Source organism: Methylothermus subterraneus, assembly GCF_054656915.1.
The window spans coordinates 1-24,137 of the sequence record NZ_BAAHXK010000012.1 but is presented as its reverse complement, the minus strand read 5'-3'; the positions used below and the strand labels follow the sequence as shown (position 1 = coordinate 24,137).

Annotated in this window: 25 protein-coding genes and 1 other RNA gene; 5 read left to right on the top strand and 21 right to left on the bottom strand. The window is 55.9% G+C overall.

The genetic code is table 11. The features are described from left to right. Positions 1 to 108: 108 nt before the first annotated feature. A complete protein-coding gene (locus ACYQ3M_RS10150) occupies positions 109 to 1,527 on the top strand; it encodes an alginate export family protein (RefSeq protein WP_460035967.1) in 1,419 nt (472 codons plus the stop codon). Between the two features lie 3 nt (positions 1,528 to 1,530). Here ACYQ3M_RS10150 and ACYQ3M_RS10145 read toward each other — a convergent pair whose 3' ends face one another. The 16 genes from ACYQ3M_RS10145 to mnmG all read right to left on the bottom strand — a co-directional run bounded on the left by ACYQ3M_RS10145 (position 1,531) and on the right by mnmG (position 15,871). Beyond that, a complete protein-coding gene (locus ACYQ3M_RS10145; protein ID WP_460035966.1) occupies positions 1,531 to 2,787 on the bottom strand; it encodes a lytic transglycosylase domain-containing protein in 1,257 nt (418 codons plus the stop codon). 68 nt (positions 2,788 to 2,855) lie between these two features. Next, the gene (gene merA, locus ACYQ3M_RS10140; RefSeq protein WP_460035965.1) at positions 2,856 to 4,511 is read right to left on the bottom strand and encodes a mercury(II) reductase; all 1,656 of its coding nucleotides are present in this window, start codon (positions 4,509 to 4,511) and stop codon (positions 2,856 to 2,858) included. Continuing rightward, positions 4,508 to 4,756, bottom strand: coding sequence for a mercury resistance system transport protein MerF (gene merF / locus ACYQ3M_RS10135; RefSeq protein WP_460035964.1), 249 nt, complete (start codon positions 4,754 to 4,756; stop codon positions 4,508 to 4,510). Before merF ends, merA begins: the two co-directional genes overlap by 4 nt. 60 nt (positions 4,757 to 4,816) lie before the next feature. Further along, a complete protein-coding gene (locus tag ACYQ3M_RS10130; RefSeq protein WP_460035963.1) occupies positions 4,817 to 5,251 on the bottom strand; it encodes a F0F1 ATP synthase subunit epsilon in 435 nt (144 codons plus the stop codon). Positions 5,252 to 5,265: 14 nt separating this feature from the next. Beyond that, the gene (gene atpD, locus ACYQ3M_RS10125) at positions 5,266 to 6,648 is read right to left on the bottom strand and encodes a F0F1 ATP synthase subunit beta (protein WP_460035962.1); all 1,383 of its coding nucleotides are present in this window, start codon (positions 6,646 to 6,648) and stop codon (positions 5,266 to 5,268) included. 29 nt (positions 6,649 to 6,677) lie between these two features. Next, positions 6,678 to 7,544 (bottom strand): F0F1 ATP synthase subunit gamma, encoded by an 867-nt coding sequence (atpG, locus tag ACYQ3M_RS10120; protein ID WP_460035961.1) that lies wholly within the window; start codon positions 7,542 to 7,544, stop codon positions 6,678 to 6,680. 6 nt (positions 7,545 to 7,550) lie between these two features. Further along, positions 7,551 to 9,095: a F0F1 ATP synthase subunit alpha gene (atpA, locus tag ACYQ3M_RS10115; RefSeq protein WP_460035960.1), complete on the bottom strand. Its 1,545-nt coding sequence runs from the start codon at positions 9,093 to 9,095 to the stop codon at positions 7,551 to 7,553. Between the two features lie 33 nt (positions 9,096 to 9,128). Further along, positions 9,129 to 9,668 carry a F0F1 ATP synthase subunit delta gene (locus ACYQ3M_RS10110; RefSeq protein WP_460035959.1) on the bottom strand — a complete coding sequence of 180 codons (540 nt, stop codon included), beginning with the start codon at positions 9,666 to 9,668 and terminating at the stop codon, positions 9,129 to 9,131. Further along, the gene (locus ACYQ3M_RS10105; RefSeq protein ID WP_460035958.1) at positions 9,665 to 10,147 is read right to left on the bottom strand and encodes a F0F1 ATP synthase subunit B; all 483 of its coding nucleotides are present in this window, start codon (positions 10,145 to 10,147) and stop codon (positions 9,665 to 9,667) included. The genes ACYQ3M_RS10110 and ACYQ3M_RS10105 overlap by 4 nt, the downstream gene beginning before the upstream one ends. Before the next feature lie 70 nt (positions 10,148 to 10,217). Then, positions 10,218 to 10,496, bottom strand: coding sequence for a F0F1 ATP synthase subunit C (gene atpE, locus ACYQ3M_RS10100; protein WP_460036002.1), 279 nt, complete (start codon positions 10,494 to 10,496; stop codon positions 10,218 to 10,220). A gap of 33 nt (positions 10,497 to 10,529) precedes the next feature. Next, positions 10,530 to 11,282 carry a F0F1 ATP synthase subunit A gene (gene atpB, locus ACYQ3M_RS10095; RefSeq protein ID WP_460035957.1) on the bottom strand — a complete coding sequence of 251 codons (753 nt, stop codon included), beginning with the start codon at positions 11,280 to 11,282 and terminating at the stop codon, positions 10,530 to 10,532. A gap of 21 nt (positions 11,283 to 11,303) precedes the next feature. Beyond that, a complete protein-coding gene (locus tag ACYQ3M_RS10090; protein ID WP_460035956.1) occupies positions 11,304 to 11,672 on the bottom strand; it encodes an ATP synthase subunit I in 369 nt (122 codons plus the stop codon). A gap of 92 nt (positions 11,673 to 11,764) precedes the next feature. After that, complete coding sequence (locus ACYQ3M_RS10085; protein WP_460035955.1) at positions 11,765 to 12,610, bottom strand: ParB/RepB/Spo0J family partition protein; 846 nt, start codon at positions 12,608 to 12,610, stop codon at positions 11,765 to 11,767. Next, positions 12,600 to 13,382 carry a ParA family protein gene (locus ACYQ3M_RS10080; protein ID WP_460035954.1) on the bottom strand — a complete coding sequence of 261 codons (783 nt, stop codon included), beginning with the start codon at positions 13,380 to 13,382 and terminating at the stop codon, positions 12,600 to 12,602. The genes ACYQ3M_RS10085 and ACYQ3M_RS10080 overlap by 11 nt, the downstream gene beginning before the upstream one ends. 6 nt (positions 13,383 to 13,388) lie before the next feature. Continuing rightward, on the bottom strand, positions 13,389 to 13,997 hold the full coding sequence (gene rsmG / locus ACYQ3M_RS10075; RefSeq protein WP_460035953.1) for a 16S rRNA (guanine(527)-N(7))-methyltransferase RsmG: 609 nt from the start codon (positions 13,995 to 13,997) through the stop codon (positions 13,389 to 13,391). After that, positions 13,997 to 15,871 carry a tRNA uridine-5-carboxymethylaminomethyl(34) synthesis enzyme MnmG gene (gene mnmG / locus ACYQ3M_RS10070; protein WP_460035952.1) on the bottom strand — a complete coding sequence of 625 codons (1,875 nt, stop codon included), beginning with the start codon at positions 15,869 to 15,871 and terminating at the stop codon, positions 13,997 to 13,999. Before mnmG ends, rsmG begins: the two co-directional genes overlap by 1 nt. Before the next feature lie 418 nt (positions 15,872 to 16,289). On the opposite strand from mnmG, the gene ACYQ3M_RS10065 reads away from it, so the two are divergent. After that, entirely contained in the window at positions 16,290 to 16,751 is a 462-nt protein-coding gene (locus tag ACYQ3M_RS10065) for an FKBP-type peptidyl-prolyl cis-trans isomerase (RefSeq protein WP_460035951.1), read from the top strand. Positions 16,752 to 16,881: 130 nt separating this feature from the next. Continuing rightward, a complete protein-coding gene (locus ACYQ3M_RS10060; RefSeq protein ID WP_460035950.1) occupies positions 16,882 to 19,485 on the top strand; it encodes a UPF0182 family protein in 2,604 nt (867 codons plus the stop codon). 7 nt (positions 19,486 to 19,492) lie between these two features. On the opposite strand, the gene rpiA is transcribed toward ACYQ3M_RS10060, so the two are convergent. From rpiA to ACYQ3M_RS10035, 5 genes are all read right to left on the bottom strand, one after another. Beyond that, positions 19,493 to 20,158: a ribose-5-phosphate isomerase RpiA gene (rpiA, locus tag ACYQ3M_RS10055; protein ID WP_460035949.1), complete on the bottom strand. Its 666-nt coding sequence runs from the start codon at positions 20,156 to 20,158 to the stop codon at positions 19,493 to 19,495. Positions 20,159 to 20,239: 81 nt separating this feature from the next. Continuing rightward, positions 20,240 to 20,725, bottom strand: coding sequence for an EVE domain-containing protein (locus tag ACYQ3M_RS10050; RefSeq protein WP_460035948.1), 486 nt, complete (start codon positions 20,723 to 20,725; stop codon positions 20,240 to 20,242). An 18-nt stretch (positions 20,726 to 20,743) separates the two neighbouring features. Next, positions 20,744 to 20,928: non-coding RNA, 6S RNA (ssrS, locus tag ACYQ3M_RS10045), on the bottom strand. A 35-nt stretch (positions 20,929 to 20,963) separates the two neighbouring features. Continuing rightward, entirely contained in the window at positions 20,964 to 21,260 is a 297-nt protein-coding gene (locus tag ACYQ3M_RS10040) for a cell division protein ZapA (protein ID WP_460035947.1), read from the bottom strand. Continuing rightward, positions 21,260 to 21,475: a hypothetical protein gene (locus ACYQ3M_RS10035; protein WP_460035946.1), complete on the bottom strand. Its 216-nt coding sequence runs from the start codon at positions 21,473 to 21,475 to the stop codon at positions 21,260 to 21,262. The genes ACYQ3M_RS10040 and ACYQ3M_RS10035 overlap by 1 nt, the downstream gene beginning before the upstream one ends. Before the next feature lie 95 nt (positions 21,476 to 21,570). On the opposite strand from ACYQ3M_RS10035, the gene pepP reads away from it, so the two are divergent. Together pepP and ubiH are read left to right on the top strand one after the other, a co-directional pair. Further along, complete coding sequence (pepP, locus tag ACYQ3M_RS10030) at positions 21,571 to 22,893, top strand: Xaa-Pro aminopeptidase (RefSeq protein WP_460035945.1); 1,323 nt, start codon at positions 21,571 to 21,573, stop codon at positions 22,891 to 22,893. Next, a complete protein-coding gene (ubiH, locus tag ACYQ3M_RS10025; protein WP_460035944.1) occupies positions 22,880 to 24,076 on the top strand; it encodes a 2-octaprenyl-6-methoxyphenyl hydroxylase in 1,197 nt (398 codons plus the stop codon). Before pepP ends, ubiH begins: the two co-directional genes overlap by 14 nt. Positions 24,077 to 24,137: the final 61 nt, after the last annotated feature.

Genomic DNA, 24,137 nt, shown 5'->3' with positions numbered 1-24,137 from the left:
ACCTAAAGAATCCAGTGTCCCCCGCAAAAGCCCCCCTGAAAAGCCAACGATTGGATCGATTGCACGGGTTACATTAATTGCGACTGAGAAACAATGATACATATTCTCTTGCTCCTAACAGCAACCTTGCTGTTCCCTCCCATAATTGAAGCGAAAGATCTCATAAGACTTCAAACCCAAGGCCCTTACGCGACTCAATGGCGCCTGGAAGTAAGCGACCGGATTCGGGGCGAATTCGTCGATTGGTTCGACTCGAAGACGCGCGAGAGTACTTACAACTTCACGGCTAATAAATTCCAGTTGGGCTTAAGAGTCCTGCATCCGAATTTGGAAAGTTTTGTCCAGTTTCAAGACACCTTCCTGACCGGCTTGCCCAGAACCGGAGTTGGGGTAGGCGCCAACTATTTTCAAAACACCCCTGAGACCACTCAAAACCGCGCTTTTTTACGCCAAGGCTGGGCGCGGTTGAAATTCGGCGCGTTTTACCTCCAGGGCGGTCGCCAGCTGTATTCAGATTCTGCCCAAGGCGCTGCAACCCATCCGGTTCTGAAGTGGATTCAAGACTATCGCTTGGCCCAACGCTTAATCGGCCCGTTCGAATACACCCACGCCGGGCGAAGCTTCGACGGCGGAAGCTTAGGAGTGCTCACCGAAGACTTCGAGATCGCCGGGTTTGCGTTCATGCCTACCGCCGGGGGATTTGAGATCGCCGGACAAAACACCATTGCTGCCGTCCACGTTTCCGGCTTGACTTTAAACCTGCGCGACTCCAAGCGCTTTGGCCCGGCCTTAGGCCGAGTGTTTTGGACTTATTACGAAGACAACCGGGGCTTGGTGACTGCCGACAATAGGCTATTTACGGTGCGCCAGAAGACAAAAAATCAACCGATCCGTATCCACACTTTAGGCGTCTCGGCCGCGCGGCTTTGGGATTTGGGGCCCGGGGTTTTGGATGGGGTAGCGTATTTTTACGGCCAATTCGGCGATTGGCAAAATTTAGACCACCGCGCCTTCGCGTATGGGGTCGAGACCGGGTATCAGCTGCCCAACCTTTGGGGAGCACCGTGGCTGCGGGCCGGGATCAACGTCGGCTCCGGCGACTCCAGTCCCACCGACGGCAGCCACAAAACCTTCTTCCAGATATTGCCCACCGCCTGGCTATACGCCCAGTTTCCGTTCTACAACATGATGAACAACCAGGACGTATTCGCCCAGCTGGTGCTCAAGCCGCATTCTTTGGTGACATTGCGCGCCGATTTTCACTGGCTCAAGCTCAAAGAATCCAAAGACTTGGTCTATGCCGGCGCCGGAGCCACCTCCAACCGAGTCTTCGGCTTTTCCGGTTTCCCAAGCGGCGGCTCTAGAGAACTGGCGTATCTGACCCACCTCATGCTTAGTTTCAAGCCTTTTTCGTTCCTCGCCTTCAACCTGCTCTACGCCCATGCCTTCGGCCAGGAAGCGATCGACGCGCAGCTCGCTGGCAGGCAGGCGAACTACGGGTTTGCCGAGATGATCGTATCGTTCTAAAGCCTAGCGCCTACGTTGGCGTGGAGAAGATTCCTTTACCGAAACAAAAGCAGCGCGCCTTGAAGGCAATTTGGTTTTCACCTTATTCACTGCTTTAATCGCGCTCTCCCTTCGGGGTGGCGCTTTTGTTTTAGATCTTTCAGGCCGCGGGGAAGAAAGCGGAGGCTGGGGCGGGGTCAACGCTGCAAGCTGGAGCGGAAGCGCATTTCGCTTGGCGTACCGCAAGTCCAGATCCGGGAAAAACCTTTCGGCCTGGCTTGCCACCTCGCACGCGGCCAAGAATTCCGCATAGTAGTTGCGCGAGGCAAAGCCGAACAGAGGATGGTCGTATTCGCGCACGATCTTGACGAAATCGTCGCCGTGCTGTTCCTTGGCGCGCTTCATGCCGCCGATGCCGTGGTTGTATGAAGTGATCGCCAGCGGCCAGCTGCCCAAGCGCTCGTAGGCCGTTTTCAAGTAACGGGCCGCGCCGTGGGCGGAAAGCACCGGGTTGAGGCGGGCTTCTAGGCTGTCGTCGCCGATGAAGGTTTTGGCCGCTCCTGGAGTAAACTGCCACAGGCCGACCGCGCCCGCGTAGGAGCGCGCATTCAGCTGAAACGAGGACTCGACGTGCGGAAGATAGGCCAACTCCTCCGGCAGGCCGTACTGGCGGAAGATGTTGCGAAACAGCGGCTCGTACTGCTGGCTGATCTCCAAGCCCTTGCGGAAGCGCTCGCGCAGGCCACGCTGCGAACGCACCCTGTCGGCCGCCCCAAACAAAGCCTTTTCCCCGGCGCGGCGGGCGATATAGTCGGCGAGCTTCTCTTCCCAGGGAGACAGGGCCTCATTTCGGACCAGCTTGCTTTCTAAGACCTTAAGGCGCTCGCGCCATTGTTCCAGCCGGCGGTCGAGGAAGGCTTTCTGTTCGGGGGTGTAATAGCCGTCGCTCACCGGTTCCGGCAGGCGCACCACCTGATAAATGAGGTTCAAATAGCGGTTGTCGTGGATGACGACCTGGTCCTGGCCCCATTTGGCATACACCTTGCGCCAAAAGGCGACCTGCGGCTCCAGTTCGGCCGGCTTAGGGAAGATCCCGGCGACCAAGGAGGACTTGGGTCGTTTTAAAGAGCGCGCAGGTTTCGGCGCCGTCAACGCAGGCGCGCTCTCCTGGCTCAGGCTTACCACCGGCGGACTTGGCACTGGGCTAGACGGCGGCGAGGAGGCGCACGCGGTCAAAAGCAAGGACGCCAACATGGCAGGAAAACGAGCGTCAAGCGGCATGACCCACCTCCTTCTTGGAATTTCTGCCTAAAGTTAGAGCAGAAATTCAAAAAGCGCAAGGCTGTGGATCACGCCGCACAGCAGGACAAAAGCCTGACGTCCTTGGTGAAGGTCTGGGCGGCCAGCTTCAAGCCCTCGACCATGGTCAGGTAGGGGAACAGCTGGTCGGCGAGTTCGTGCACGCTCAGCCTAAGGCGGATGGCCAGGCTTGCGGTCTGGATCAGTTCGCCCGCCTCCGGGGCCACCGCCTGCACACCGAGCAGCCGCCCGCTGCCGGCTTCGGCCACCAGCTTGATGAAGCCGCGGGTGTAGAAGTTGACCTGCGCGCGCGGCACGTTCTCAAGCGTGAGGATGCGGCTGACGGTCTCGATCCCCTGTAAGTGGGCCTCGGCTTCGGACAGCCCAGCCGTGGCGACCTGGGGGTCGGTGAATATCACTTTAGGCAGCCCGGTCAGATCGAGTTCGGCCTCGCCTCCGGTCATGTTGATCGCGGCGCGCGCGGCCGCCGCTGCCGCCACGTAGACAAATTGCGGCAGGTCAGTGCAGTCGCCGGCGGCGTAAATACCTTCGGCGCTGGTGCGCATGGCGGCATCGACGACGATGGCTCCTTGGGCGTTGACTTCAACGCCTGCCGCTTCAAGATCCAGATCGCCCGTATTGGGCGCGCGCCCGGTGGCGACGAGCAGGCGATCGGCGCACAACTCACCGTTTGAGAGGGTCAGGACGAACTCGCCGCGCTCGTACGCAACCCGGCTCGCCTGGGTGTGCTCGAGCACCTCGATCCCTTCGGCGCGGAACGCCGCCGTGAGCGCCTCGCCGATCGCCGGGTCCTCGCGGGAAAGCAAGGTGCTGCGCGCCAGGATCGTCACCCGGCTCCCCAAGCGGGCAAACGCCTGGGCGAGCTCCACCGCCACCGCCGACGAACCGATCACCGCCAAGCGTTCGGGAACCGCAGCGCTTGCAAGCGCCTCGGTCGAGGTCCAATAGGGGGTTTGGGAAAGCCCCAAAATCGGCGGTACGGCCGGGCTGGCGCCGGTGGCGATCAGGCAGCGGTCAAAGCGTACCTTAAGCTCGCCGCCCTCGATAAGGCGCACCTTCAGTGTCTTAGGATCTAAAAAGCGTGCCTCGCCGCGCAGCACGGTAATGCCTGGGGTGTTCGCCAGGATGCGCTCGTACTTGGCGTGGCGCAGTTCCTCCACGCGGCCCTGCTGTTGGACCAAAAGTTGGTCGCGGTTTATCCTCGGCTGGCAAGGCGAGATCCCGGCGTCGAACGGGCTATACCGGCGCAGATGGGCGATCTGGGCGGCGCGGATCAAGATTTTGGACGGCACGCAGCCCACATTGACGCAGGTCCCGCCGATCGTGCCGCTCTCGATCAACGTCACGCGCGCACCGCGCTCGACTGCCTTGAGCGCCGCGGCCATCGCCGCCCCCCCACTGCCGATCACGGCGACGTGCAAGTCGCTCGGGCTTTTTTTACCTAGCACCTGGGCGAGCAGGCGGGTCGGCCGGGCAGGCACATCGATCCGGGTGGCCCGGTAGCCGAGCTTAGCGACTGCGGCGATGAGCGCATCTACCGAGACTTCCGGGCCGGCTTCGATCTGCGCGGTCCCTTGCGGGTAAGAAACGCTTACCGAGCTTACCTTAGGCAGCTTCTCCAGCGCCTCTTGGACGTGCTCTGCGCACGTCGGACAGGTCATGCCTTCGATCTTTAGCACGATCATGGCTCACCTCCCTCGCCCGGGCAGCAAGCCTTGGCCGTTTCCTGGCGCCACAGTGCATAGGCGGTCAGCCCGACAAATGCGGCCAGCGCAGGAAACAGAACGTAATCGAGATAGCCGGAAAGCCAGGCCAGGCCGACCGCTCCCAACAGGAGCGTTAAGATCGGGGTAAAACAACAAAGCGCCGTCACCGCCGTGCCGACGGCGCCTATCTGAAGAAGCTTGCTCGGGGAGTTAAGCTGCCACATAAATCCTCCTTCGAAGGAATTTAGGGTCAGCCTATCCCCGGAGTCGACTACGGAGTCAACTTATTTTTCGAATTGGCCTTTGTGCTTCTTATAGTGTTCCAGAACCTGGAGCTGTCGAACGGCTTCGGCCAATTCCGCCTGGGCGCGGGCGTAGTCGATCTTGCCCGAGCGATCTTTAAGCGCCTCCTCGGCCCGCCGTTTGGCCTCAAGGGCGGCCGCCTCGTCGATGTCGCGGGCGCGGAGCGCGGTGTCGGCCAGGATCGTGACCAAATGCGGTTGGACTTCGATCAAGCCGCCTGAGACGTAGAACGGCAATTCTTCGCTCGCGCTCAATTTGACCCGCACCGCGCCGGGACGCAGACGGGCAAGAAACGGAGCGTGGCGGGGGGCGATGCCCACTTCGCCCAGCTCGGCCTGGGCGATCACCATCTCTGCCTGCCCAGAATAGATTTCTTCCTCCGCGCTTACGATATCGACGTGAATGGTCATCGCCATGGCCTATCCTAACCTTAGGCTGCAAGTTTTTGGGCTTTCTCCAGCGCCTCGTCGATGGTCCCCACCATGTAGAAGGCCTGCTCTGGGACGTCGTCGTACTCGCCGTCGACGATGCCCTTAAAACCGCGGATCGTTTCCTTCAGGGGGACGTATTTGCCCGGCGTGCCGGTGAACACCTCGGCGACGAAGAACGGCTGCGACAAGAATCTTTGAATCTTGCGCGCCCGCGACACGGTCAGCTTGTCCTCTTCGGAAAGCTCGTCCATGCCCAAAATCGCGATGATGTCGCGCAGCTCTTTGTAGCGCTGCAAAGTCGCCTGCACGCGCCGCGCCACCTCGTAATGCTCGTGGCCGATGATCAGAGGATCCAGCTGCCTACTGGTGGAGTCCAAAGGATCCACCGCCGGATAAATGCCGAGCTCGGCGATCTGGCGCGACAGCACCACGGTCGCGTCCAGGTGCGCAAAGGTGGTCGCCGGCGACGGGTCGGTCAGGTCGTCGGCGGGAACGTACACCGCTTGGATCGAGGTGATCGAGCCGGTGCGGGTGGAGGTGATGCGCTCCTGCAGCATTCCCATCTCCTCCGCCAAGGTCGGCTGATAGCCCACCGCCGAAGGCATTCGGCCGAGCAATGCCGAGACCTCCACCCCGGCCAAGGTGTAGCGGTAGATGTTGTCGATGAACAAAAGCACGTCGCGCCCTTCATCGCGGAAGCGCTCGGCGATCGTGAGCCCGGTCAGCGCCACCCGCAGGCGGTTGCCAGGCGGCTCGTTCATCTGCCCGTAGACCAAAGCCACCTTGTCCAGCACCTTAGACTCTTGCATTTCGTGGTAGAAGTCGTTGCCCTCGCGGGTCCTCTCCCCTACCCCGGCGAACACCGAGTACCCTGCGTGCTCGATGGCGATGTTGCGGATGAGCTCCATCATGTTCACCGTCTTGCCCACCCCAGCGCCTCCAAACAAGCCAACTTTCCCTCCTTTCGCGAAGGGACAGATCAGATCGATCACCTTGATTCCGGTTTCCAACAGCTCGGTAGCCGGGACCTGTTCTTCGTAGCTCGGCGCTTTGCGGTGAATCGGCCAACGCTCTTTCTCGCCGATCGGCCCTTTCTCGTCGATGGGCTCTCCCAGCACGTTCATGATCCTACCCAAGGTTTCCTTGCCCACCGGCACGGAGATAGGCGCGCCGGTGTTGGTCACCGGGAGACCGCGGCGCAGGCCGTCGGTAGAACCCATGGCTACCGTCCGCACCACGCCATCGCCCAACTGTTGCTGGACCTCCAAGGTCAACCCCACTCCGTCCACCTTCAAGGCGTCATACACCTTGGGCAAGGCTTGACGCGGAAATTCCACGTCGACGACCGCGCCGATGATTTGCACAATCTTACCCGAATTCATTTGCCCTTCTCCGATAGTTCTTAAACCCATCACTGGACTGCTGCCGCACCGGTCACGATTTCCGAGATTTCTTGCGTGATCGCAGCCTGTCTGGCCTTGTTGTACAAAAGCTGCAATTCATCGATGAACTTGCCGGCATTGTCGGAGGCGCTTTTCATCGCCACCATCCGGGCCGCCTGCTCGCAGGCTTTGTTTTCTACTACGCCCTGGAACACGATCGATTCGATATAGCGCAGCATGAGCTCGTCTAAGACTTCCTTGGCGTCTGGCTCGTAAATGTAGTCCCAATAGTGCTTTAACTTGTCCTCAACCGCCTCCACCTCAACCGGAAGCAGCTTCTGGATCACCGGCCTTTGGGTCATGGTGTTGACAAATTCGTTAAAAGCCAGATACAACCGATCCAACCCCCCTTGATTGTACTTGTCCAGCATGACCTTGACCGGGCCGATGACGTCTTGCAAGTGTGGCTCATCCTTGAGATGGGTGACCTGAGCGACGATCTTGGCGCCGATGCTGGCAAAGAAGGACGCGCCTTTCTGGCCGATGACGCTCAGCTCCAACGTCGCGCCCTCTTCCTCCCAGGTTTTCATCTGGCGCAACAGCCCGCGGAACAGATTGGCGTTGAGTCCGCCGCACAATCCCCGGTCGGTCGAAATCAACACGATTCCTACGCGTTTGCCTTCTCGGGGGAGCAGAAAAGGGTGCCGATACTCGGGATGGGCGTGGGCCAAATGTTGAATGATGCGATACATCCGCCGCGCGTAGGGACGAGTCGCTTGCATGCGCTCCTGGGTTTTGCGCATCTTGCTGGCGGCGACCATTTCCATGGCCTTGGTGATCTTTTGGGTATTGCGGATACTTTGGATCTTGGCCCGGATTTCTTTGCTTACCGCCATAAGAACTTACCAAGCCCGAGTTCGTTTAAAGCTTTGGATCGCCATATGGAGTTTTGAGGCGATCTCGTCGTTGTAATCGCAGGTGCGGTTAATCTCCTCTAAGAGTTCTGCGTGCTCGGTCTTCATGTAATCCTGCAAGGCGTCCTCGAAATCCCGCACTTTGTTCACCGGCACGTCGTCCAAATAACCCTGGCCGACGGCAAACAAAGAGACCGCCTGCTCCGCCACCGACATGGGTTTATATTGAGGTTGCTTTAAGATTTCAGTCACCCGCTGGCCCCGCTCGATCTGCTTGCGCGTCGCCTCATCCAGCTCCGAAGCAAACTGGGCAAACGCCGCCAGTTCGCGGTACTGCGCCAAGTCAAGGCGGATCCCCCCGCCCAGCTTTTTGATGATCTTGGTCTGGGCGGCTCCCCCCACGCGCGAGACCGAAATCCCCGGGTTCACCGCCGGGCGGATGCCGGCGTTGAACAGACCGGTCTCCAGGTAAATCTGGCCGTCGGTAATCGAGATCACGTTGGTCGGTACGAACGCCGATACGTCCCCGGCCTGGGTCTCGATGATCGGCAACGCAGTGAGCGAGCCGGTCTTGCCCTTGACCTTGCCCCCAGTCAACCGTTCTATCTCGGCCGCGTTGAGACGCGCAGCGCGCTCCAGAAGGCGCGAGTGGAGGTAGAAAATGTCTCCAGGGTAGGCTTCCCGCCCCGGAGGGCGGCGCAGCAGCAAAGACACCTGACGGTAAGCCCAGGCCTGCTTGGTCAGGTCGTCGTAGACGATCAGCGCGTCTTCCCCCCTGTCGCGGTAGTACTCGCCCATGGCGCAGCCAGCGTAAGGAGCAATAAATTGCAGCGCCGCCGATTCGGCCGCGGTGGCCGCCACCACCGTGGTATATTCCATCGCGCCGTGTTCTTCCAGCTTGCGCACGATATTGGCCACGGTGGACTGCTTCTGGCCGATCGCGACGTAAATGCATTTGACCCCAGTGCCTTTCTGATTGAGGATGGTATCGATCGCGATCGCGGTCTTGCCGGTCTGACGGTCGCCGATGATCAGCTCGCGCTGACCGCGGCCGATGGGAATCATCGCGTCGATCGCTTTAATCCCGGTCTGCAGCGGTTGGCCCACCGACTGGCGGGCAATCACGCCAGGAGCAATTTTTTCGATCGGCGAGAAATGTTCGGTTTCGATCGCCCCTTTGCCGTCGATCGGTCGCCCTAGAGCATCGACCACCCGCCCAAGCAGCGCCTCGCCCACCGGGACCTGAAAAATTTTGCCGGTGCACCTGACCCAATCGCCTTCCGCTAGGTGTTGGTAGGATCCCATAACCACCGCGCCGACCGAATCGCGTTCTAAGTTGAGCGCCATGCCGAAAGTGTTTCCGGGAAACTCCAGCATTTCCCCGTACATGACGTCTTCCAATCCATGAATGCGCACGATGCCGTCGGTAAGGCTGACGATCGTTCCTTCGGTGCGCGTCTCAACTCCGGCTTCAAATTCTTTGATTTTCTGTTTGATCAGATCGCTGATTTCTGCGGGATTAAGCTGCTGCATGAGTTTTTTCCGCTCGTGTTATTCAAACTCGATTTAAGCCGCCAGTCTTTTTGCCAAGCGCTCGAGCTGGCCGCGTACCGAACCGTCGATGACTTTGTCCCCAACCCGAATCACGACTCCACCGATCAAATCCTTGTCTTCTTCTATGCTCAGGCGGATGTTCTCTTTACCGAGCTTTCTCGCCAAAGCCGCGATCAGATGGGTTCGATCTTGCTCGTTCAGAGGGTAAGCTGTGGTTACTTTTACGTCCACACAGCCTTCGTGTGCCGCGCGGTACTGTTCGAAAAGCTCGCGGATCTGCCCTACCAAAGCGATACGCTGGTTCTGAACCAAAAGCTTGACGAAATTCTCGCCTTCTCGATCCAAGTACCCTTTACCTATCTCGAGAATCAAGCGCAAAAACGTTTGGCGGGGAATTTTGGGGTTGACCGCTGCCCAAGCGATTTCCCTATCCGCCATCACGATCGCCAAAAACTCGAGCCTCTTAGACCATTGATCGATTGTGCCGGATTCTTTAGCAAGCTCGAACACCGCCTCGGCGTAAGGCCGGGCCAAAGTCTTCAACTCGCTCATGGCGTCCGTTCCAGCTGCCTAGTTACGTTTTCCAAAATCTGACGATGCTTGGCTTGATCGATTTCCGCCTTAAGGATTTGCGCCGAGGCCATCACCACGAGCCGCGCCACTTGGTCACGCAACCCCTCCTTGGCGTGCTGGAGTTCCTTCTCGATCTCGGCCTTAGCGGCTGCGATCAACCGTTCACCCTCTTGGCGCGCCGCTTCTTTGGCGTCATCGAGGATCTCGTTCGCGCGCTTTTGCGCCAAGTTGATAATCTCGTTCGCCTGTTCCCTGGCTTCATGGATCACGCTTTTGGCCCTGGCCTCGGCCAGCTCCATCTCGTGTTTGCCGCGCTCGGCTGCCGCCAAGCCTTCTGCAATCTTCCTCTTGCGCTCTTCCAACGCTTCCGTCAAGGGTGGCCAAACATATTTCATGGTGAACCACACCAGGAGCGCGAAGGTGATCATTTGCCCCAAGAGGGTAATGTTGATGCTCACGATCCCTTGCCTCGTATAGTTATTTTCCGATTCAACTTCCGCCTCGGATCAGCGTTGAGAAACGTTTAGATTAGCTGCCCGTCACTGGCGCGAGGAACGGGTTAGCAAAGGTGAAGAACAAAGCCATCCCTACGCCGATCATGGTCACTGCGTCCAAAAGGCCGGCAACGATGAACATCTTAACCTGCAGCATTGGCACCATTTCCGGCTGGCGCGCGGCCCCTTCGAGGAACTTACCTCCGAGCAAGCCAAAGCCAATCGCCGTCCCCAAGGCACCCATGCCCAACACCAGACCGACCGCTACCGCAGTCAACCCTTGAATATCAGCAACCAAAGCCAGATTCTCCATCATTTCCTCCGTCTAAAAGTTAATTAACTAGATTCAATGCGATGCATGCGCCATGCTCAAGTAAACGATGGTCAAGACCATGAAGATAAACGCCTGCAAGGTGATGATCAGAATATGAAACACCGCCCACGGAAAACTCAACACGGGTTGAATATACCAAGGCAAAAGAGCGATCAAGATGAAGATCAACTCCCCGGCGTACATATTGCCAAACAGTCGCAAAGCCAAGGATACCGGTCGCGCAAGCTCTTCTACCAACCTAAGGATCAAATTAAAGGGCATAAACCACACGCCAAAAGGGTGAACCAAGATCTCTTTGATGAACTCCCCCGGTCCTTTGACTTTGAGACTGTAATACAAGATCAGGAAGAACACCGTGATCGACATTGCGAAGGTCGCGTTGAGATCGGTGCTCGGGACCACCCTAAGGTAGGGCGTCCCTTCTAAGGCGGCGATAGTGGGCAAAAGATCCACCGGCAAAAGATCCATGGCGTTCATCAAGAACACCCAGCAAAAAACCGTCAAGGCCAGCGGAGCGATAAGCGGATTGCGACCGTGAAAAGCATCCTTGACTTGCGCATCGACAAACTCGACCAACATCTCAGCGAAATTCTGGATTGGCCCTGGGACGCCAGAAGTCGCACGCTCGGCAGCGTATTTGAAAGTCAAAGCGAAAATCAAACCCAGAATGCCGGAGAAAAACAACGTATCCAGATGCAAGGTCCAAAAGCCTTGGCCGATATGCAACGGCGTCAGATGGTGAACGATATACTCAGTCGCCCGCATGTTTGCTCTAATTCCTTCAGCTCAAGTTTGTTCGCTCAATAAAAGCGCTACCCAAAACACGCTCAAAACCGCTATAAATCCTATCAGTAATGCTACGAAGCGGACTCCTGGGGTACGCAGTGCCAAGAAAAACAAAACCCCAACTAACCCTAGCTTGACCGCTTCGCCCAAGTAAAATCCGCGCACGATCTGCTGCGGTGTTTTACCCTGACTCTGGCTGACCTTTAAGGCGAAGTAGGCGTTCGGCAGAAAGGCGATCAACCCTCCAAGCCCTGCCGACTTAGCTACCTGCCAGCCAAAGCCTGCCAGCCCCCCCAAACAGACCACAATCAGCGCCGCCGCTTGCATGTAGAGAATTTTGCCAAGTTCGGCAGCGACGTTCACGCTCATGTATCTCTCCATGCGCGCACAAATCTAGAATTCTATCGGCCGACCCAAATGAAATCAAGCAAAGTTCCCGCTTTTCGCGGCTTGCAAACGCTTCAGCGCAGTCTTTCTAGGAATCCCTCCAGCTCCTCTAAGTCGCTGTAGTGGATTATTAGCTGTCCCTTACCTTGCTTGCTATGGCGGATAGTTACCCGAATGCCCCACCGGGCGATCAGTTCGTCCTGTAAGCGCTTAACGTCTGGATCAACCCGAGCGAAACCGGAAGAAGCAACGCCGCTTTGGAGCCTTTTTACCAATTGCTCGGTCGCTCTTACGGTCAGCTTGCTGTTAGCCACCTTCTGCGCCGTTTCGATTTGCTGGTCTCTTGCCAAGCCAAGCAAAGCCCGGGCATGACCCATTTCGATCCTACCTTCGGCTAATAGCTTTTTGACTTCAGGATGAAGCTCCAAAAGCCGAAGCAGATTGGTAACGGTGGCGCGAGATTTGCCAATTGCCTCCGCCAGTTGCTGATGGGTCATGGCAAACTCTTCCGCCAAGCGTTGCATGGCCTCCGCTTGCTCGACCGGATTGAGGTCTTCGCGCTGGATATTTTCGATCAGGGCCAAGGCCAACGCGGCGCGGTCATCGAGCTTGCGCACCACTACAGGAACTTCGCTCAGTCCCGCAAGACGCGCTGCCCGCCAGCGGCGTTCGCCGGCGATCAGTTCGTAGCGGTCATTGGCGTTTGGCCGAACGACGATCGGTTGCACCAGCCCATGCGTTTTGATGGACTCGGCCAACTCCTGCAATCGTTCAAGATCGATGGTCTTGCGCGGCTGAAAGCGGCTCGGTTCGATTCGGTCCAGGGGTAAGGTCTGGGGTGAAGATTCTGGATTGGCAAAAACCGCATCGCCTAGCAGCGCATCCAGTCCTCGTCCTAGACCACGCTTCTTAACCGCCATTGCTTACCTTGCCGTGCTTGCCGACAATTTCGCCCGCCAGCGCTAAATACGCGAGAGCCCCGCGGGAAGTGCGATCGTAGTGGATTACCGGCAAACCGTGGCTTGGCGACTCGGCCAAGCGGATGTTGCGGGGGATGCAGGTGCGCAGCAGCTTGACTCCGAAATGAGCCTGAAGCTGCTCTGAGACATCCTTGGTCAGCCGGCTTCGCGGATCGTACATCGTGCGCAGCAGCCCTTCGATCTCGAGACGCGGATTGACTGTTTTGCGGAGGTTGGCCACCGTTTCCAGCAGTGCCGAGAGGCCTTCCAGGGCGTAATATTCGCACTGCATTGGAATTAGTACCGAATCGGCTGCCACCATAGCGTTCAAAGTCAGCATGTTGAGCGAAGGGGGGCAATCGATGAGGACGTATTGATAGCCCTCTAAGCAGTTTGCAAGCGCTTCACGGAGACGGCGTTCGCGGCGCGGAACCTGAAGCAACTCTACTTCCGCCGCAGTCAGGTCCGCGTTGGCGGGAACGAGGTCAAATTGCAGTTTCGATAGAGTTACGATGATCTGACTGGGATCGGATCGACCTAGCAGCAAGTCGTAACAAGTTTTCTCCAACGCGTTTTTATCCACACCGCACCCCATGGTGGCGTTGCCCTGAGGATCGATGTCGACCAACAGCACTTTGCGCTTGGTCAAAGCCAGAGAAGCCGCTAAGTTGATGCTGGTGGTCGTTTTGCCGACGCCGCCTTTTTGATTCGCAATTGCGATGATCCTCGTCATAAGACGTTAAGTCGGGCGGATTTCGATCAAGTGGCGATCTGCCTTAAGGCCTGGCACCCGCAGCGGAAAAACCCGAGGGTTAAAAACAGCCACTGCCGAGAGTTCAGCCTCAGGATAACGCCCTTTCATCGCCAAAAATTTTCCTCCCTGGGCCAGAAGGTGGCGGCACAGCGCAAAGCTGCGGCTAACCTCAGCAAACGCTCGAGTAACGATGGTGTCGAATCGATGGGCATTGGAATAGCGCTCGACACGGGCGTGAACCGCCTCCACGTTGTCTAGCCCAAGTTCTAGCGCCATCTGCAGCACAAAGCGAACCTTTTTCGCTACTGCGTCGAGCAGCACGAAGCGAAGCTGTGGAAAAAAAATTGCCAGAGGCAAGCCCGGGAAACCGGCGCCGGTCCCTACATCCAAAATCCTTTGGCCGTGTAGGTACGGGTAAATCGCTAGGCTATCGAGCACATGCGTGCAAACGAACCCGGCTTCGTCGTCCACTGCGGTGAGATTGAACACGCGGTTCCAGCGCTGCAAACCCTGATGAAGTTTTGCGATTTTGCCGATTCGCTCGGGGGTCGGCACAAGCCCCAGTTCGTTTAAACCTGAAAGCAGCTTTTCCATCAGGCGCTTTTCTTTTTCAGATGCACCAAAAGCAAGGAAATCGCTGCCGGGGTCACGCCTGGGATCCGCGCTGCCTGCCCTAGGGTGGCTGGCTTGTGAGACGCCAGTTTCTCGCGCACTTCGTTGGACAATCCAGTCACTGCGTGATAGTCCAGGGTCTTTGGTAAAACCAGGTCCTCGTAACGGCGAGTGCGTTCGATTTCGGTTTGTTGGCGCTCGATATAGCCCGCGTATTTGGCTTGGATTTCTACTTGCTCGAGCACCGCGGGATCCAAATCGGCTAACTTGAGCAATTCCAACTCCGCAAGGCGGTGAACGCTTACCTCTGGGCGCCGCAAAAGCTCCAGCAGATTGGTCTCGCGCTGGAGGGGAGTCGGCAGGATTTGAGCCAGCTTTGTTGCTTCGGGTTGGTCGGGCTGCACCCAGGTGCTGGCCAAATCCTCTTGCAAGCGCGCAATGGCTTCGCGTTTGCGTTGAAAAGCTTTCCAGCGGGCATCGTCCACCAGTCCCAATTCTCGGCCCTTTTCGGTCAAGCGCAAGTCGGCGTTGTCCTCGCGCAGCAGCAGCCGATATTCGGCACGGCTGGTAAACATCCGGTAAGGCTCTTCGGTGCCGCGGGTGATCAAATCGTCGATCAGCACGCCGATATAAGCTTCATCGCGCCGCGGCCACCAAGGTTCCTTGCCCTGCGCCTTGCGCGCAGCGTTGAGGCCGGCGATTAACCCTTGGGCGGCGGCTTCTTCGTAACCGGTGGTGCCGTTGATCTGGCCGGCGAAGAACAAATTTTCCATCGCTTTGGTCTCTAGGCTTGGGTGAAGCCCGCGCGGGTCGAAAAAATCGTATTCGATGGCGTACCCTGGACGGGTAATGTGGGCGTTCTCGAACCCTCGAATGGAACGGATAAAAGTCAACTGGACGTCGAACGGCAAGCTGGTCGAGACCCCGTTAGGATAGACTTCATGGGTATTGAGTCCCTCCGGCTCTACGAAAATCTGGTGGGAATCGCGCTCGGCAAAACGCACTACTTTGTCCTCGATGGAAGGACAGTAACGCGGACCCACTCCTTCGATGACTCCTGTAAACATCGGTGAGCGATCTAAGCTGGCGCGGATGATTTCGTGGGTTTTTGGATTCGTGCGGGTAATGTGGCACAGCACCTGGGGCGGGTGATCCTCGGGTTTGCCGAGGAAAGAAAACACTGGGGTTGGGGTGTCGCCCGGCTGGGCTTCCATCACCTGGTAGTTTAGGCTCCGCCCGTCTAGGCGCGGCGGCGTACCGGTTTTGAGGCGGCCCACGCAAAACGCCATTTCTCGCAACCTAGAAGCGAGGGCGTTGGCGGGGCTGTCGCCGGCGCGTCCGCCTGGGTAATTTGTTAGGCCGATATGGATTACCCCGCCTAGGAAAGTTCCCACCGTCAGCACCACGCAGCGGGCTTTGAATCGCAGTCCCATTTGAGTGACGACGCCGGCGGCGCGGTGGTTTTCGACGATCAGATCCGAGACTGTCTGCTGAAATAGCCAGAGGTTGGGCTGGCTTTCCAATGCGTGGCGCACGACTCGTTTATACAGAACTCGGTCAGTTTGGGCACGGGTCGCCCGCACCGCTGGTCCCTTGGATGCGTTCAAGATCCGAAAATGAATCCCGGCGAGATCGGCGGCACGGGCCATAAGTCCACCTAGGGCATCGATTTCCTTGACCAGATGCCCTTTGCCGATGCCGCCGATGGCGGGGTTGCAGCTCATTTGTCCTAGGGTTTCGATGTTCTGGGTCAGAAGCAAAGTCTTGGCTCCACAGCGGGCTGCGGCTAGGGCCGCTTCGGTTCCCGCGTGGCCACCACCGACCACGATCACGTCAAACGGTTGGGTGAAGTCCATCGCTCAAGTCGGCTTCGTGTCTGGTTGCGTGCATATTATACAGATCGGGGCTCTGTGCGGGTGCTTCGAGGCCAAGTTTTGGGAAAGTCGTTGGCTTATTACTATTACTACTAATAAATATTAATAAATTAATAATAATAGGGCCGATTTTTTTGCCTTTTTTGTCCAAAGTCATGAAAAAACCCTTTATGTTTCATCTACTTATATTGAAGAAGCCTGTGGATAAGTCTGTGCATAACCCTGTGGATTATTTGTGGATAAAAGCGAAAATGAGCACTTATCCACAACTTATCCACAGGTTTTCCACAGACTTATCCACAAAGTTATCCACAGGGACTTGCGAAGAAAAAGCTTGGCCTTTGTGCTCATGCAGGCTATGATTTAGCCTCGTTCACCAACCCCAGCATAGCCATTCATCATGCAAGTCTCTGAAAATAAAGTTGTTTCAATCCATTACACGCTTACGAACGATGCCGGCGAAGTGATTGACACGTCCGTGGGGCGCGCTCCCTTGAGTTACTTACACGGCGCCGGCAACCTGATTCCGGGTTTGGAGAAGGCCCTAGAGGGCAAGGCTTGTGGGGATCACATCGATGTTAGCCTCGCTCCAGAGGAAGCCTATGGGCAGCGCGACGAAGCCTTGATCCAAGTCGTTCCGAAAAGCGCCTTTGAGGGCATAGAAGAAATTGAGCCGGGCATGCAGTTTCAGGCCCAAACGCCAGCCGGCAGACAGATTTTAACGGTCGTGGAGGTTTATGAGGATGAAGTAGTGATCGATGGCAACCATCCCCTGGCCGGTGAAACCTTACACTTCTCAGTTGAAATCACCGAAGTTCGCGAGGCCACCGAGGAAGAGCTAGCTCATGGCCACGCCCACTAACCGACTGTCCAGCACTCAGATCTGAACTTAAGCCGATCCTTCGCTTCGAGCAAGGATCGGCTCTCTTGCTAGCCTTGTTTCCCTAGCGACGCCGTATTATCTTAAAGCGGCAATCCTTCAGGGAGAAATTATGCGGAATTGGAAGCGACTTGCGCTGATGCTTGGCGCCGGCGTTTTGCTTCTGGCGCTTTTGGCGCTGATCGTTGGGGCGTTGCTTAGCCATTTCCTTATCGATCTGTGGTGGTTCCTCTCTCTAGACTTTGGCGGCTATTTCTGGTTACGCCTGCTTTATCGATACATCCTCTCAGGGGGAGTGACGCTTGGGTTTTTTGTTCTGTTCTTTGCCAACTTCTGGGTGGCTTCCCGCTACCTTGGGGTTTATGTCCGACCGCAAGCGAAGGGAAAGTTAAGGCTGCTGCATCGTTTTCAGACCGGAGCAATGGAGGTTTATACTCCGTTGTCTTTGGTTCTGGCCGTTGTTTTGGCGCTTCCCTTCTACCGCGAGTGGGAAGCCGGGTTATTGTTTTTCTTCGGCCCTGCCGCTGGGGTTCAAGATCCCGTTTATGGCAATGACGTCGGCTTCTACCTGTTTCGGCTGCCTATCTTTTTGATGCTCCAGCGCGAGCTGCTGATCACCTTTTTGATATTGCTGCTCGCTAGCTTCGTTTTATACTGGATCGAACATCGCGTAGCCGGGGAGGAAAAAGTTCCTTTTCCGACAGGCGCCAAAATTCATCTGACACTGCTGGCGATTTTGGTGGCCCTGATCCAAGGATGGGGATTCATGCTCGAGCGGTTTTCACTGCTCTACGTAAGCTCCCACGAACCGGTCTTTTATGGTCCAGGCTTTGTGGAGATGCGCTACCAACTTCCCCTTATCTGGTTGTCGGTCTTCTTTTTTCTCAGTGTTTCTGGCGCGGCGATCGTCTATGCCCATCGCCGCCAAGGTTTAGCAGTCGGGGTAGCGTCAGGCATCTGTTTGTTGTTAGTTTTGGGTCTGCGCAAACTCGAATTGATCCCCGCTTTACTGGAACAGTACATCGTCCGGGCCAATCCGGTGACTACTGAAGGTCGCTACATGCGCAATAACATCGAGGCGACTTTGGCCGCTTATGGCCTGACCAAGGTCACCACGGTGGATTTTAAACTCAGCCGGCAGCCGGAAAACGACATCACCGGTCGAGAGATAGAGGATTACATTGCCAATATTCCGGTGTGGGATGAGGCCTTTTTGTCCGATGTCTACCAGCAGCTTCAGGGACTTCGGCCTTATTATCAATTTTCCCCGGTAGACGTGGCGCGCTATTCGATCCAGGGCCAAGTTCAGCAGGTTAACTTAGCTGCGCGTGAAGTCAACCTCGCCCAGCTCCCGCGCGAGGCGGCAGAGACTTGGGAAAACAAGCACTTGCGTTACACTCACGGTTATGGAGTGGTGATGACCCCGGCCGCTCAAGAAGGAGAACGGCCGATGACGTGGTATATCTACGATCTTACCTTGGAGTCTCCGGTCGGATTCCACATCGACGATCCAGACATTTACTACGGCCAGGAAAATCTCCCCTACGCCATCGTGCCCAATAAGCTAGAGATCGCGGAAATCGCCGGGACTCCGCAGACTCCGGCGAAATACCACGGCGGAGGAGGGATAGAAATCAAGTCTTTGTTTCGCAAATTGATTGCGGCGATCTATTTTCAGGAACCCAAGATTTTCTTCTCCATCAATGTCACCGACGAAAGCCGGCTCAGGATTCGGCGTAACATCCGCGAGCGAATCAAGGAGCTTGCCCCGTATTTGATTTTGGACAGCGATCCTTACATCGTCGTAACCCGTGAGCGTTTGTATTGGCTGGTAGATGCTTATACTGTCTCGCGTTGGTATCCGGTTTCGAAAACCACGGTCTTAGCCGACGACTGGTTGGATGGAGTAAGCGAGATCAATTACATCCGCAATTCGGTTAAGATCGTGGTGGATGCTTACGACGGCCACGTCGATTTTTATATCGCCGATCCCGAGGATCCCATCATCCGCGCTTATTCTCGGGCTTATCCCGGAGTATTCAAGCCGATCGCCGCGATGCCTTTGGAATTGCAGGCCCAGTTACGTTACCCAAGGGATATCTTTTATCTGCAGATGCGGATCTATGCCAAATACCACCAGCGCCAACCGGAATTGTTTTATCAACAATCGGAAACCTGGAGCCTCGCCCGTACCGGGGATGCCCCCAAAAGACCTTATTATTTGACCGTCAAGCTAGTGGAACGGGAGCACCCCAATCTGCAGCCTTTCGTGCAAATTTGCCCTCTGACTCCAATCGGGCGAGATAATTTGAGCGCTTTGGCGCTGGCCGGAGTGCGGGATTTAAAGGAAGGCCCTTACCGCCCGGAACTTGTGGTTTACCAGTTTGGCAAGGAATTTCAGGTAGAAGGGCCAGCGCAGATCACGGCCTTGATTGACCAAAATCCAGAGATTTCTGCTTCTTTTACTTTGTGGGGCCAGCTGGGTTCCGAGGTGCGGCGGGGCAGGATCATCGTCCTGCCGATCGGCCACTCGGTGCTGTACGTTCAGCCGGTTTATCTTATCTCAGCAGGGCAAACTAAGATTCCTCAGTTAATGCGCGTCATCGTCTCCATGGGTGGAGTCGTAGTGATGGAGCGCACCTTAAAGGAAAGCTTTGACAAGCTGCGCCGGTTGCTGGAAGAAAAGACCCGCCAGGAGGGACGGCTGCTCGGGTAGGTCGATCCTATCGGGCAGTGAGCGTTTTGACTCCGCTTTCTGTTCCTAGAAGGACAACATCGGCCGGCCGCAAAGCAAAGATCCCTACGGTCACTACCCCAGGGATATCGTTAATGGTTTGCTCCAGCTCGATCGGATTGAGAATCTCTAAGTTGTGGACGTCGATAATCTGATTGCCGTTGTCGGTGATATAGCCTTCCCGCCACTCTGGCCTTCCCCCAAGTTTCACCATTTGGCGGGCGACGAAACTCCTAGCCATGGGAATAACCTCGATAGGCAGCGGGAACCTGCCCAAGTAATCGACGTATTTGCTCTCGTCGGCGATACAGACGAACTTGCGGCTAGCGGCAGCGATGATCTTCTCGCGCGTCAAGGCACCGCCTCCCCCTTTGATGAGTTGTAGTCTGGGGTTAATTTCGTCGGCGCCGTCGATGTAGATCTCCAGTTCCCCTACGGCGTTCAGATCCAGCACCGGGATACCGAGTTTTTTCAAACGCTGTGTGGTTCCCTCAGAGCTGGATACGGCCCCTTCAACCTTGGACTTGAAGTTGGCAAGAAGCTCAATGAAATGGTTGACGGTGGAACCGGTGCCAATCCCTAAAATAGGGGTATCATCGATATAATTTAACGCTGCTTCAGCAGCCTTGCGCTTGAATGCATCTTGTAAGCTCACGAGTTCCTCCTGGCTGAGTGAAAATTTAAATAATAGCGACCCTCTAATACCATTGACAATCCGGTGCGTGCCGTTTGGCGGCTATTGAGCAGGATCGGCCAAAGAAAGAATGAGACGCCAGTGCTCTGAGTTTACCGGCATGACCGATAAGCGATTGCCTGGCTCGAGGAGTAATAGTCCTGAAAGCTCAGGGTGGCGTTTTAGCTCGGCTAAGGTGACCGGATGAGCAAATTTGCGCACCAGCTTGACGTCTACTGCAAACCAGCGCGGTCGATCGGGCGTGCTTTTGGGATCAAAGTAAAGGCTCGCTGGATCCCAGGCGGTGGGATCGGGATAAGCTCCGCGGATTATTTGAACGATTCCTGAAATTCCGGGTTGCCTGCAGCTGGAGTGGTAGAAAAAAGCCTGATCCCCTTTACGGATTCGATCCCGTAAGAAATTGCGAGCTTGGTAATTGCGCACCCCGTCCCAGCGTGTAGCTTGATTGGGGCATTCGGCTAGGTCGTCGATACTAAAAACCGAAAGCTCGGATTTGAAAAGCCAGTAATTTGGGAAAAAAGCGTTCACTTTGACAGGTCAAGAATAGCATCCCCCGCCTGCGCCGTAACACCCTTTCGCTCTTGAACCGAACGGTTCAAGTGGAGGCTTCTGGTAGCGAATTAGGCTTTCCGCTCGCTGGCGGACATGCACACATCGCTACACCCCCGCCTCCTGGGTTTTGAATTAGGCTCAAGAAGTAACCCAGAGTGTTTCGAACGCTGCAGGGGATACCAAAAACAAATATATCACCAATTTAAAAAGTTATCTAGGAGCTACTTCTTTGAGTTAGGGCTTCGTCCACCAGCGCGTTGAGCTTGGCAATTCGTTGGCTTATCCGACTCTGTAATTCCAAGTGTTGCGCCTGCAATTGCATTAGTTCGTAAACGAGGTTTAAAGCGGCTACGATGGCAATCCGGTCGGAGCTGCTCGTCATCCCTGCAGCACGAACTGCACGCATCTCGGCATCTAACCGGTGTGCGGCAGCAACCAACCGCGACTGCTCTTCCGGTCGGCAGCGCAACTTGTATTCCCGTCCCAAGATCTGAACAGTGATGGCTTCCATTAGCTCAGCGACTGCATGCGTTCAAGCATTTGTTTGACTCGCTTGCGGGCGGATTGAGCACAGCTTAAATATCGATCGCGTTCGGCAGTTAAAAGACTTAGCTGTTCCTTTAACTGTTGGTTTTCGATGCAGAGTTTCTCGCACAAGGCTGCTAGACGCTCGATTTTTTCGGTCAGTGTTTTCAATTCTTGTTCCAGATCCGGGGAAATGGCCATATTGCTCAAGCCATTTAAGAAATTAAAAATGGTAGCATAAGCGATCTCCTTACGTGCAAGGTAGCTGATGCAGTCGCCGTTATAAGAGAGGTACGATGAAAGCTGAAGTCTTTGCCCACCGCCGCGCAGATTTTCTGACCCGCCTCGGTGAGGAAGCGGCGGCGATTTTGGCCGCCGCACCACCTAGACTGCGCAACCGCGATGTAGAATTTCCTTATCGTCAGGACAGCGATTTTTACTATTTGACCGGCTTCCCTGAACCCAACGCTGTGGCTGTGTTTTTGCCTGGACGCAAGCGCGGTCAATATGTTCTGTTTTGCCAAGAATACGACGCGCAGAAAGCGATCTGGGAGGGGGATCATGCTGGATTAAAAGGTGCCCGTAAGCTTTACGGTGCCGAAGAGGCCTACTCTATTAATGAAATCGATGCGGTGATCCCTAAGCTTTTGGTTGGCCGCAAGCGCCTTTATTGCAGTTTGGGCAAAGACCTGCAATTTGAGCAAAAAGTTTTCCTCTGGGTAGGTGCGGTCAAACGCCAGGCGCGGGCTGGGGTGGGAGCTCCCGAGGAATTCATCGACATCGGTCGGGTGCTGCACGAGATGCGCCTGATCAAATTCCCTGAGGAAGTGGCTGCCATACGCCGAGCCGCAGAAATTTCTGCCCAAGCCCATCTTCGGGCGATGCAAGTCTGTCGCCCTGGGCTGTATGAATATCAGATCGAAGCGGAGATCATCCATCAGTTCATGCAAAACGGTGCGCGCTCGCCGGCTTATCCCAGTATCGTTGCGAGCGGTGCCAATGCCTGCGTGCTTCACTACACGAGTAATAATAAACGACTTGCGGCCGGCGAACTGCTGTTGATCGATGCCGGCGCAGAATACGATTATTATGCCGCTGATGTTACCCGGACCTTTCCGGTGGATGGCCGGTTTACCTCGCCCCAGCGGGCTATTTACGAGTTGGTGTTGGAAGCCCAGCTGGCAGCTATAGACAAAGTGCGTCCCGGCAATCGGTGGAACGAGCCGCATGAAGCCGCAGTTCGGGTTTTGGTCAAGGGGTTAGTGAAACTAGGCTTGCTGGACGGGAGCCCGGCGCGTCTGATCAAAAGCGAGGCATACAAAGACTTTTACATGCATCGCACCGGTCATTGGCTGGGCATGGATGTTCACGACGTAGGAAGTTATAAAGTTGACGACGAGTGGCGAGAGTTGCGTCCAGGGATGGTGTTGACGGTAGAACCCGGTCTTTATATTAGACCAAATTGCAAGCACGTTCCTAAGAAATGGCGAGGAATCGGCGTGCGCATCGAGGACGATGTGCTCGTGACCGAGTCTGGCTGCGAGGTGCTTACAGAGGCGGTTCCTAAAACTGTTGAGGCAATTGAGGCATGGATGGGAGCCAAGCGTGAAAACCTATGACGTGCTAATCGTCGGGGGGGGATTGACCGGCAGCAGTCTGGCATTGATGCTTTCGCGCTTAGGACTTGCGATCGCTTTAGTGGAAGCGGTCGATCCTGAGCGGCGTTGGCATTCCCCGGCTGGGGAACGAGCTTTGGCTTTGGCTAAAGGGTCAGTGGAAATCTTCGATGCTCTTGGAATTTGGACAAAAGTAGCCAAGCTGGCTACGCCGATTCGGTATATCCACGTATCCGACCGCGGGCATTTTGGCAAAACCCGCTTTGATGCCTCGGAAATGGGCATAGATGCCTTTGGTCAGGTGGTGCTGGCTAGGGATTTGGAACAAGCGGTAGCCAGTGCTTGCGGAGAAGCAGAGATCGACGTACTCTGCCCTGCTCAAGTTACAGGACTTCGGATAGAACCTAAAGCGGCGGAAGTGTGCTTGCTCCAAGACAGGCGAGCATTTAGTTGCCGTGCGCGTTTGGTCGTAGCGGCCGATGGGGGAAAATCTAAAATCCGTCAATGGGTGGGCATTGGCCAAACGGTGCATGATTACTATCAAACCGCCGTAGTTGGCAGAGTTTATTCGGAAAAGCCTCATCAGTACGCCGCTTATGAAAGATTTACAGATTCTGGGCCATTGGCGCTTCTGCCTTTGCAAGGAGGAAACAGCGCCCTGATTTGGAGTCACTTTTTAGAAGAAGCAAAAATCGTGCAAACTTTGCCTGCAGACCAGTTTGCGCTGTGTTTGCAGAAAGCATTTGGCTGGAGGCTTGGGCGTTTAAAGCTGGTATCACCGCTTTGCAGCTTTCCCCTCTGTTTGATCCGGGCAAAGTGTCTGTTTGCGGAACGGGTTGTCTTGGTGGGAAACGCTGCTCATCAGCTCCATCCGGTCGCTGGCCAGGGTTTCAATCTTGGTTTGCGGGACGTTGTGGTGTTGACTAAATTAATGGAAGAGTATTTGCCTCGAGGATACGATCCTGGGGCGTTTACTTTACTCGAACGTTATGCCAAAATGCGTTTTCCCGATCACGATCGGGTCATAGGGTTCAGCCATGGACTGATCCGGTGCTTTACTCCTCCTTTAAAACCTTTGGCTTTGATGCGCAGTTTTGGGTTGGTCGCTCTGGATCACTTGCCGCTTGGCAAGCGATTGCTCACCCAGCATGGGATGGGGATAACTGGATCGGAATGGCTCGCGTGATCAAGGGTTTTTGCTTTTCTAAAGTCCCGAGTGCAACGCTGTCTTACTTAAGGGAATTTAT

Excerpts from the sequence above, each read along its gene's own strand:
- ACYQ3M_RS10085 (WP_460035955.1), bottom strand. The coding sequence starts at position 12,610 with ATGGCGGTTAAGAAGCGTGGTCTAGGACGAGGACTGGATGCGCTGCTA.
- mnmG (WP_460035952.1), bottom strand. The coding sequence starts at position 15,871 with ATGGACTTCACCCAACCGTTTGACGTGATCGTGGTCGGTGGTGGCCAC.
- merA (WP_460035965.1), bottom strand. The coding sequence starts at position 4,511 with ATGATCGTGCTAAAGATCGAAGGCATGACCTGTCCGACGTGCGCAGAG.
- ACYQ3M_RS10035 (WP_460035946.1), bottom strand. The coding sequence starts at position 21,475 with ATGGCCATTTCCCCGGATCTGGAACAAGAATTGAAAACACTGACCGAA.
- ACYQ3M_RS10110 (WP_460035959.1), bottom strand. The coding sequence starts at position 9,668 with ATGAGCGAGTTGAAGACTTTGGCCCGGCCTTACGCCGAGGCGGTGTTC.
- atpD (WP_460035962.1), bottom strand. The coding sequence starts at position 6,648 with ATGAATTCGGGTAAGATTGTGCAAATCATCGGCGCGGTCGTCGACGTG.
- ACYQ3M_RS10090 (WP_460035956.1), bottom strand. The coding sequence starts at position 11,672 with ATGAGCGTGAACGTCGCTGCCGAACTTGGCAAAATTCTCTACATGCAA.
- ACYQ3M_RS10145 (WP_460035966.1), bottom strand. The coding sequence starts at position 2,787 with ATGCCGCTTGACGCTCGTTTTCCTGCCATGTTGGCGTCCTTGCTTTTG.
- ACYQ3M_RS10060 (WP_460035950.1), top strand. The coding sequence starts at position 16,882 with ATGCGGAATTGGAAGCGACTTGCGCTGATGCTTGGCGCCGGCGTTTTG.
- ACYQ3M_RS10080 (WP_460035954.1), bottom strand. The coding sequence starts at position 13,382 with ATGACGAGGATCATCGCAATTGCGAATCAAAAAGGCGGCGTCGGCAAA.
- merF (WP_460035964.1), bottom strand. The coding sequence starts at position 4,756 with ATGTGGCAGCTTAACTCCCCGAGCAAGCTTCTTCAGATAGGCGCCGTC.
- ACYQ3M_RS10130 (WP_460035963.1), bottom strand. The coding sequence starts at position 5,251 with ATGGCGATGACCATTCACGTCGATATCGTAAGCGCGGAGGAAGAAATC.
- atpG (WP_460035961.1), bottom strand. The coding sequence starts at position 7,544 with ATGGCGGTAAGCAAAGAAATCCGGGCCAAGATCCAAAGTATCCGCAAT.
- ACYQ3M_RS10065 (WP_460035951.1), top strand. The coding sequence starts at position 16,290 with ATGCAAGTCTCTGAAAATAAAGTTGTTTCAATCCATTACACGCTTACG.
- ACYQ3M_RS10040 (WP_460035947.1), bottom strand. The coding sequence starts at position 21,260 with ATGGAAGCCATCACTGTTCAGATCTTGGGACGGGAATACAAGTTGCGC.
- rsmG (WP_460035953.1), bottom strand. The coding sequence starts at position 13,997 with ATGGAAAAGCTGCTTTCAGGTTTAAACGAACTGGGGCTTGTGCCGACC.
- atpB (WP_460035957.1), bottom strand. The coding sequence starts at position 11,282 with ATGCGGGCGACTGAGTATATCGTTCACCATCTGACGCCGTTGCATATC.
- pepP (WP_460035945.1), top strand. The coding sequence starts at position 21,571 with ATGAAAGCTGAAGTCTTTGCCCACCGCCGCGCAGATTTTCTGACCCGC.
- atpA (WP_460035960.1), bottom strand. The coding sequence starts at position 9,095 with ATGCAGCAGCTTAATCCCGCAGAAATCAGCGATCTGATCAAACAGAAA.
- atpE (WP_460036002.1), bottom strand. The coding sequence starts at position 10,496 with ATGGAGAATCTGGCTTTGGTTGCTGATATTCAAGGGTTGACTGCGGTA.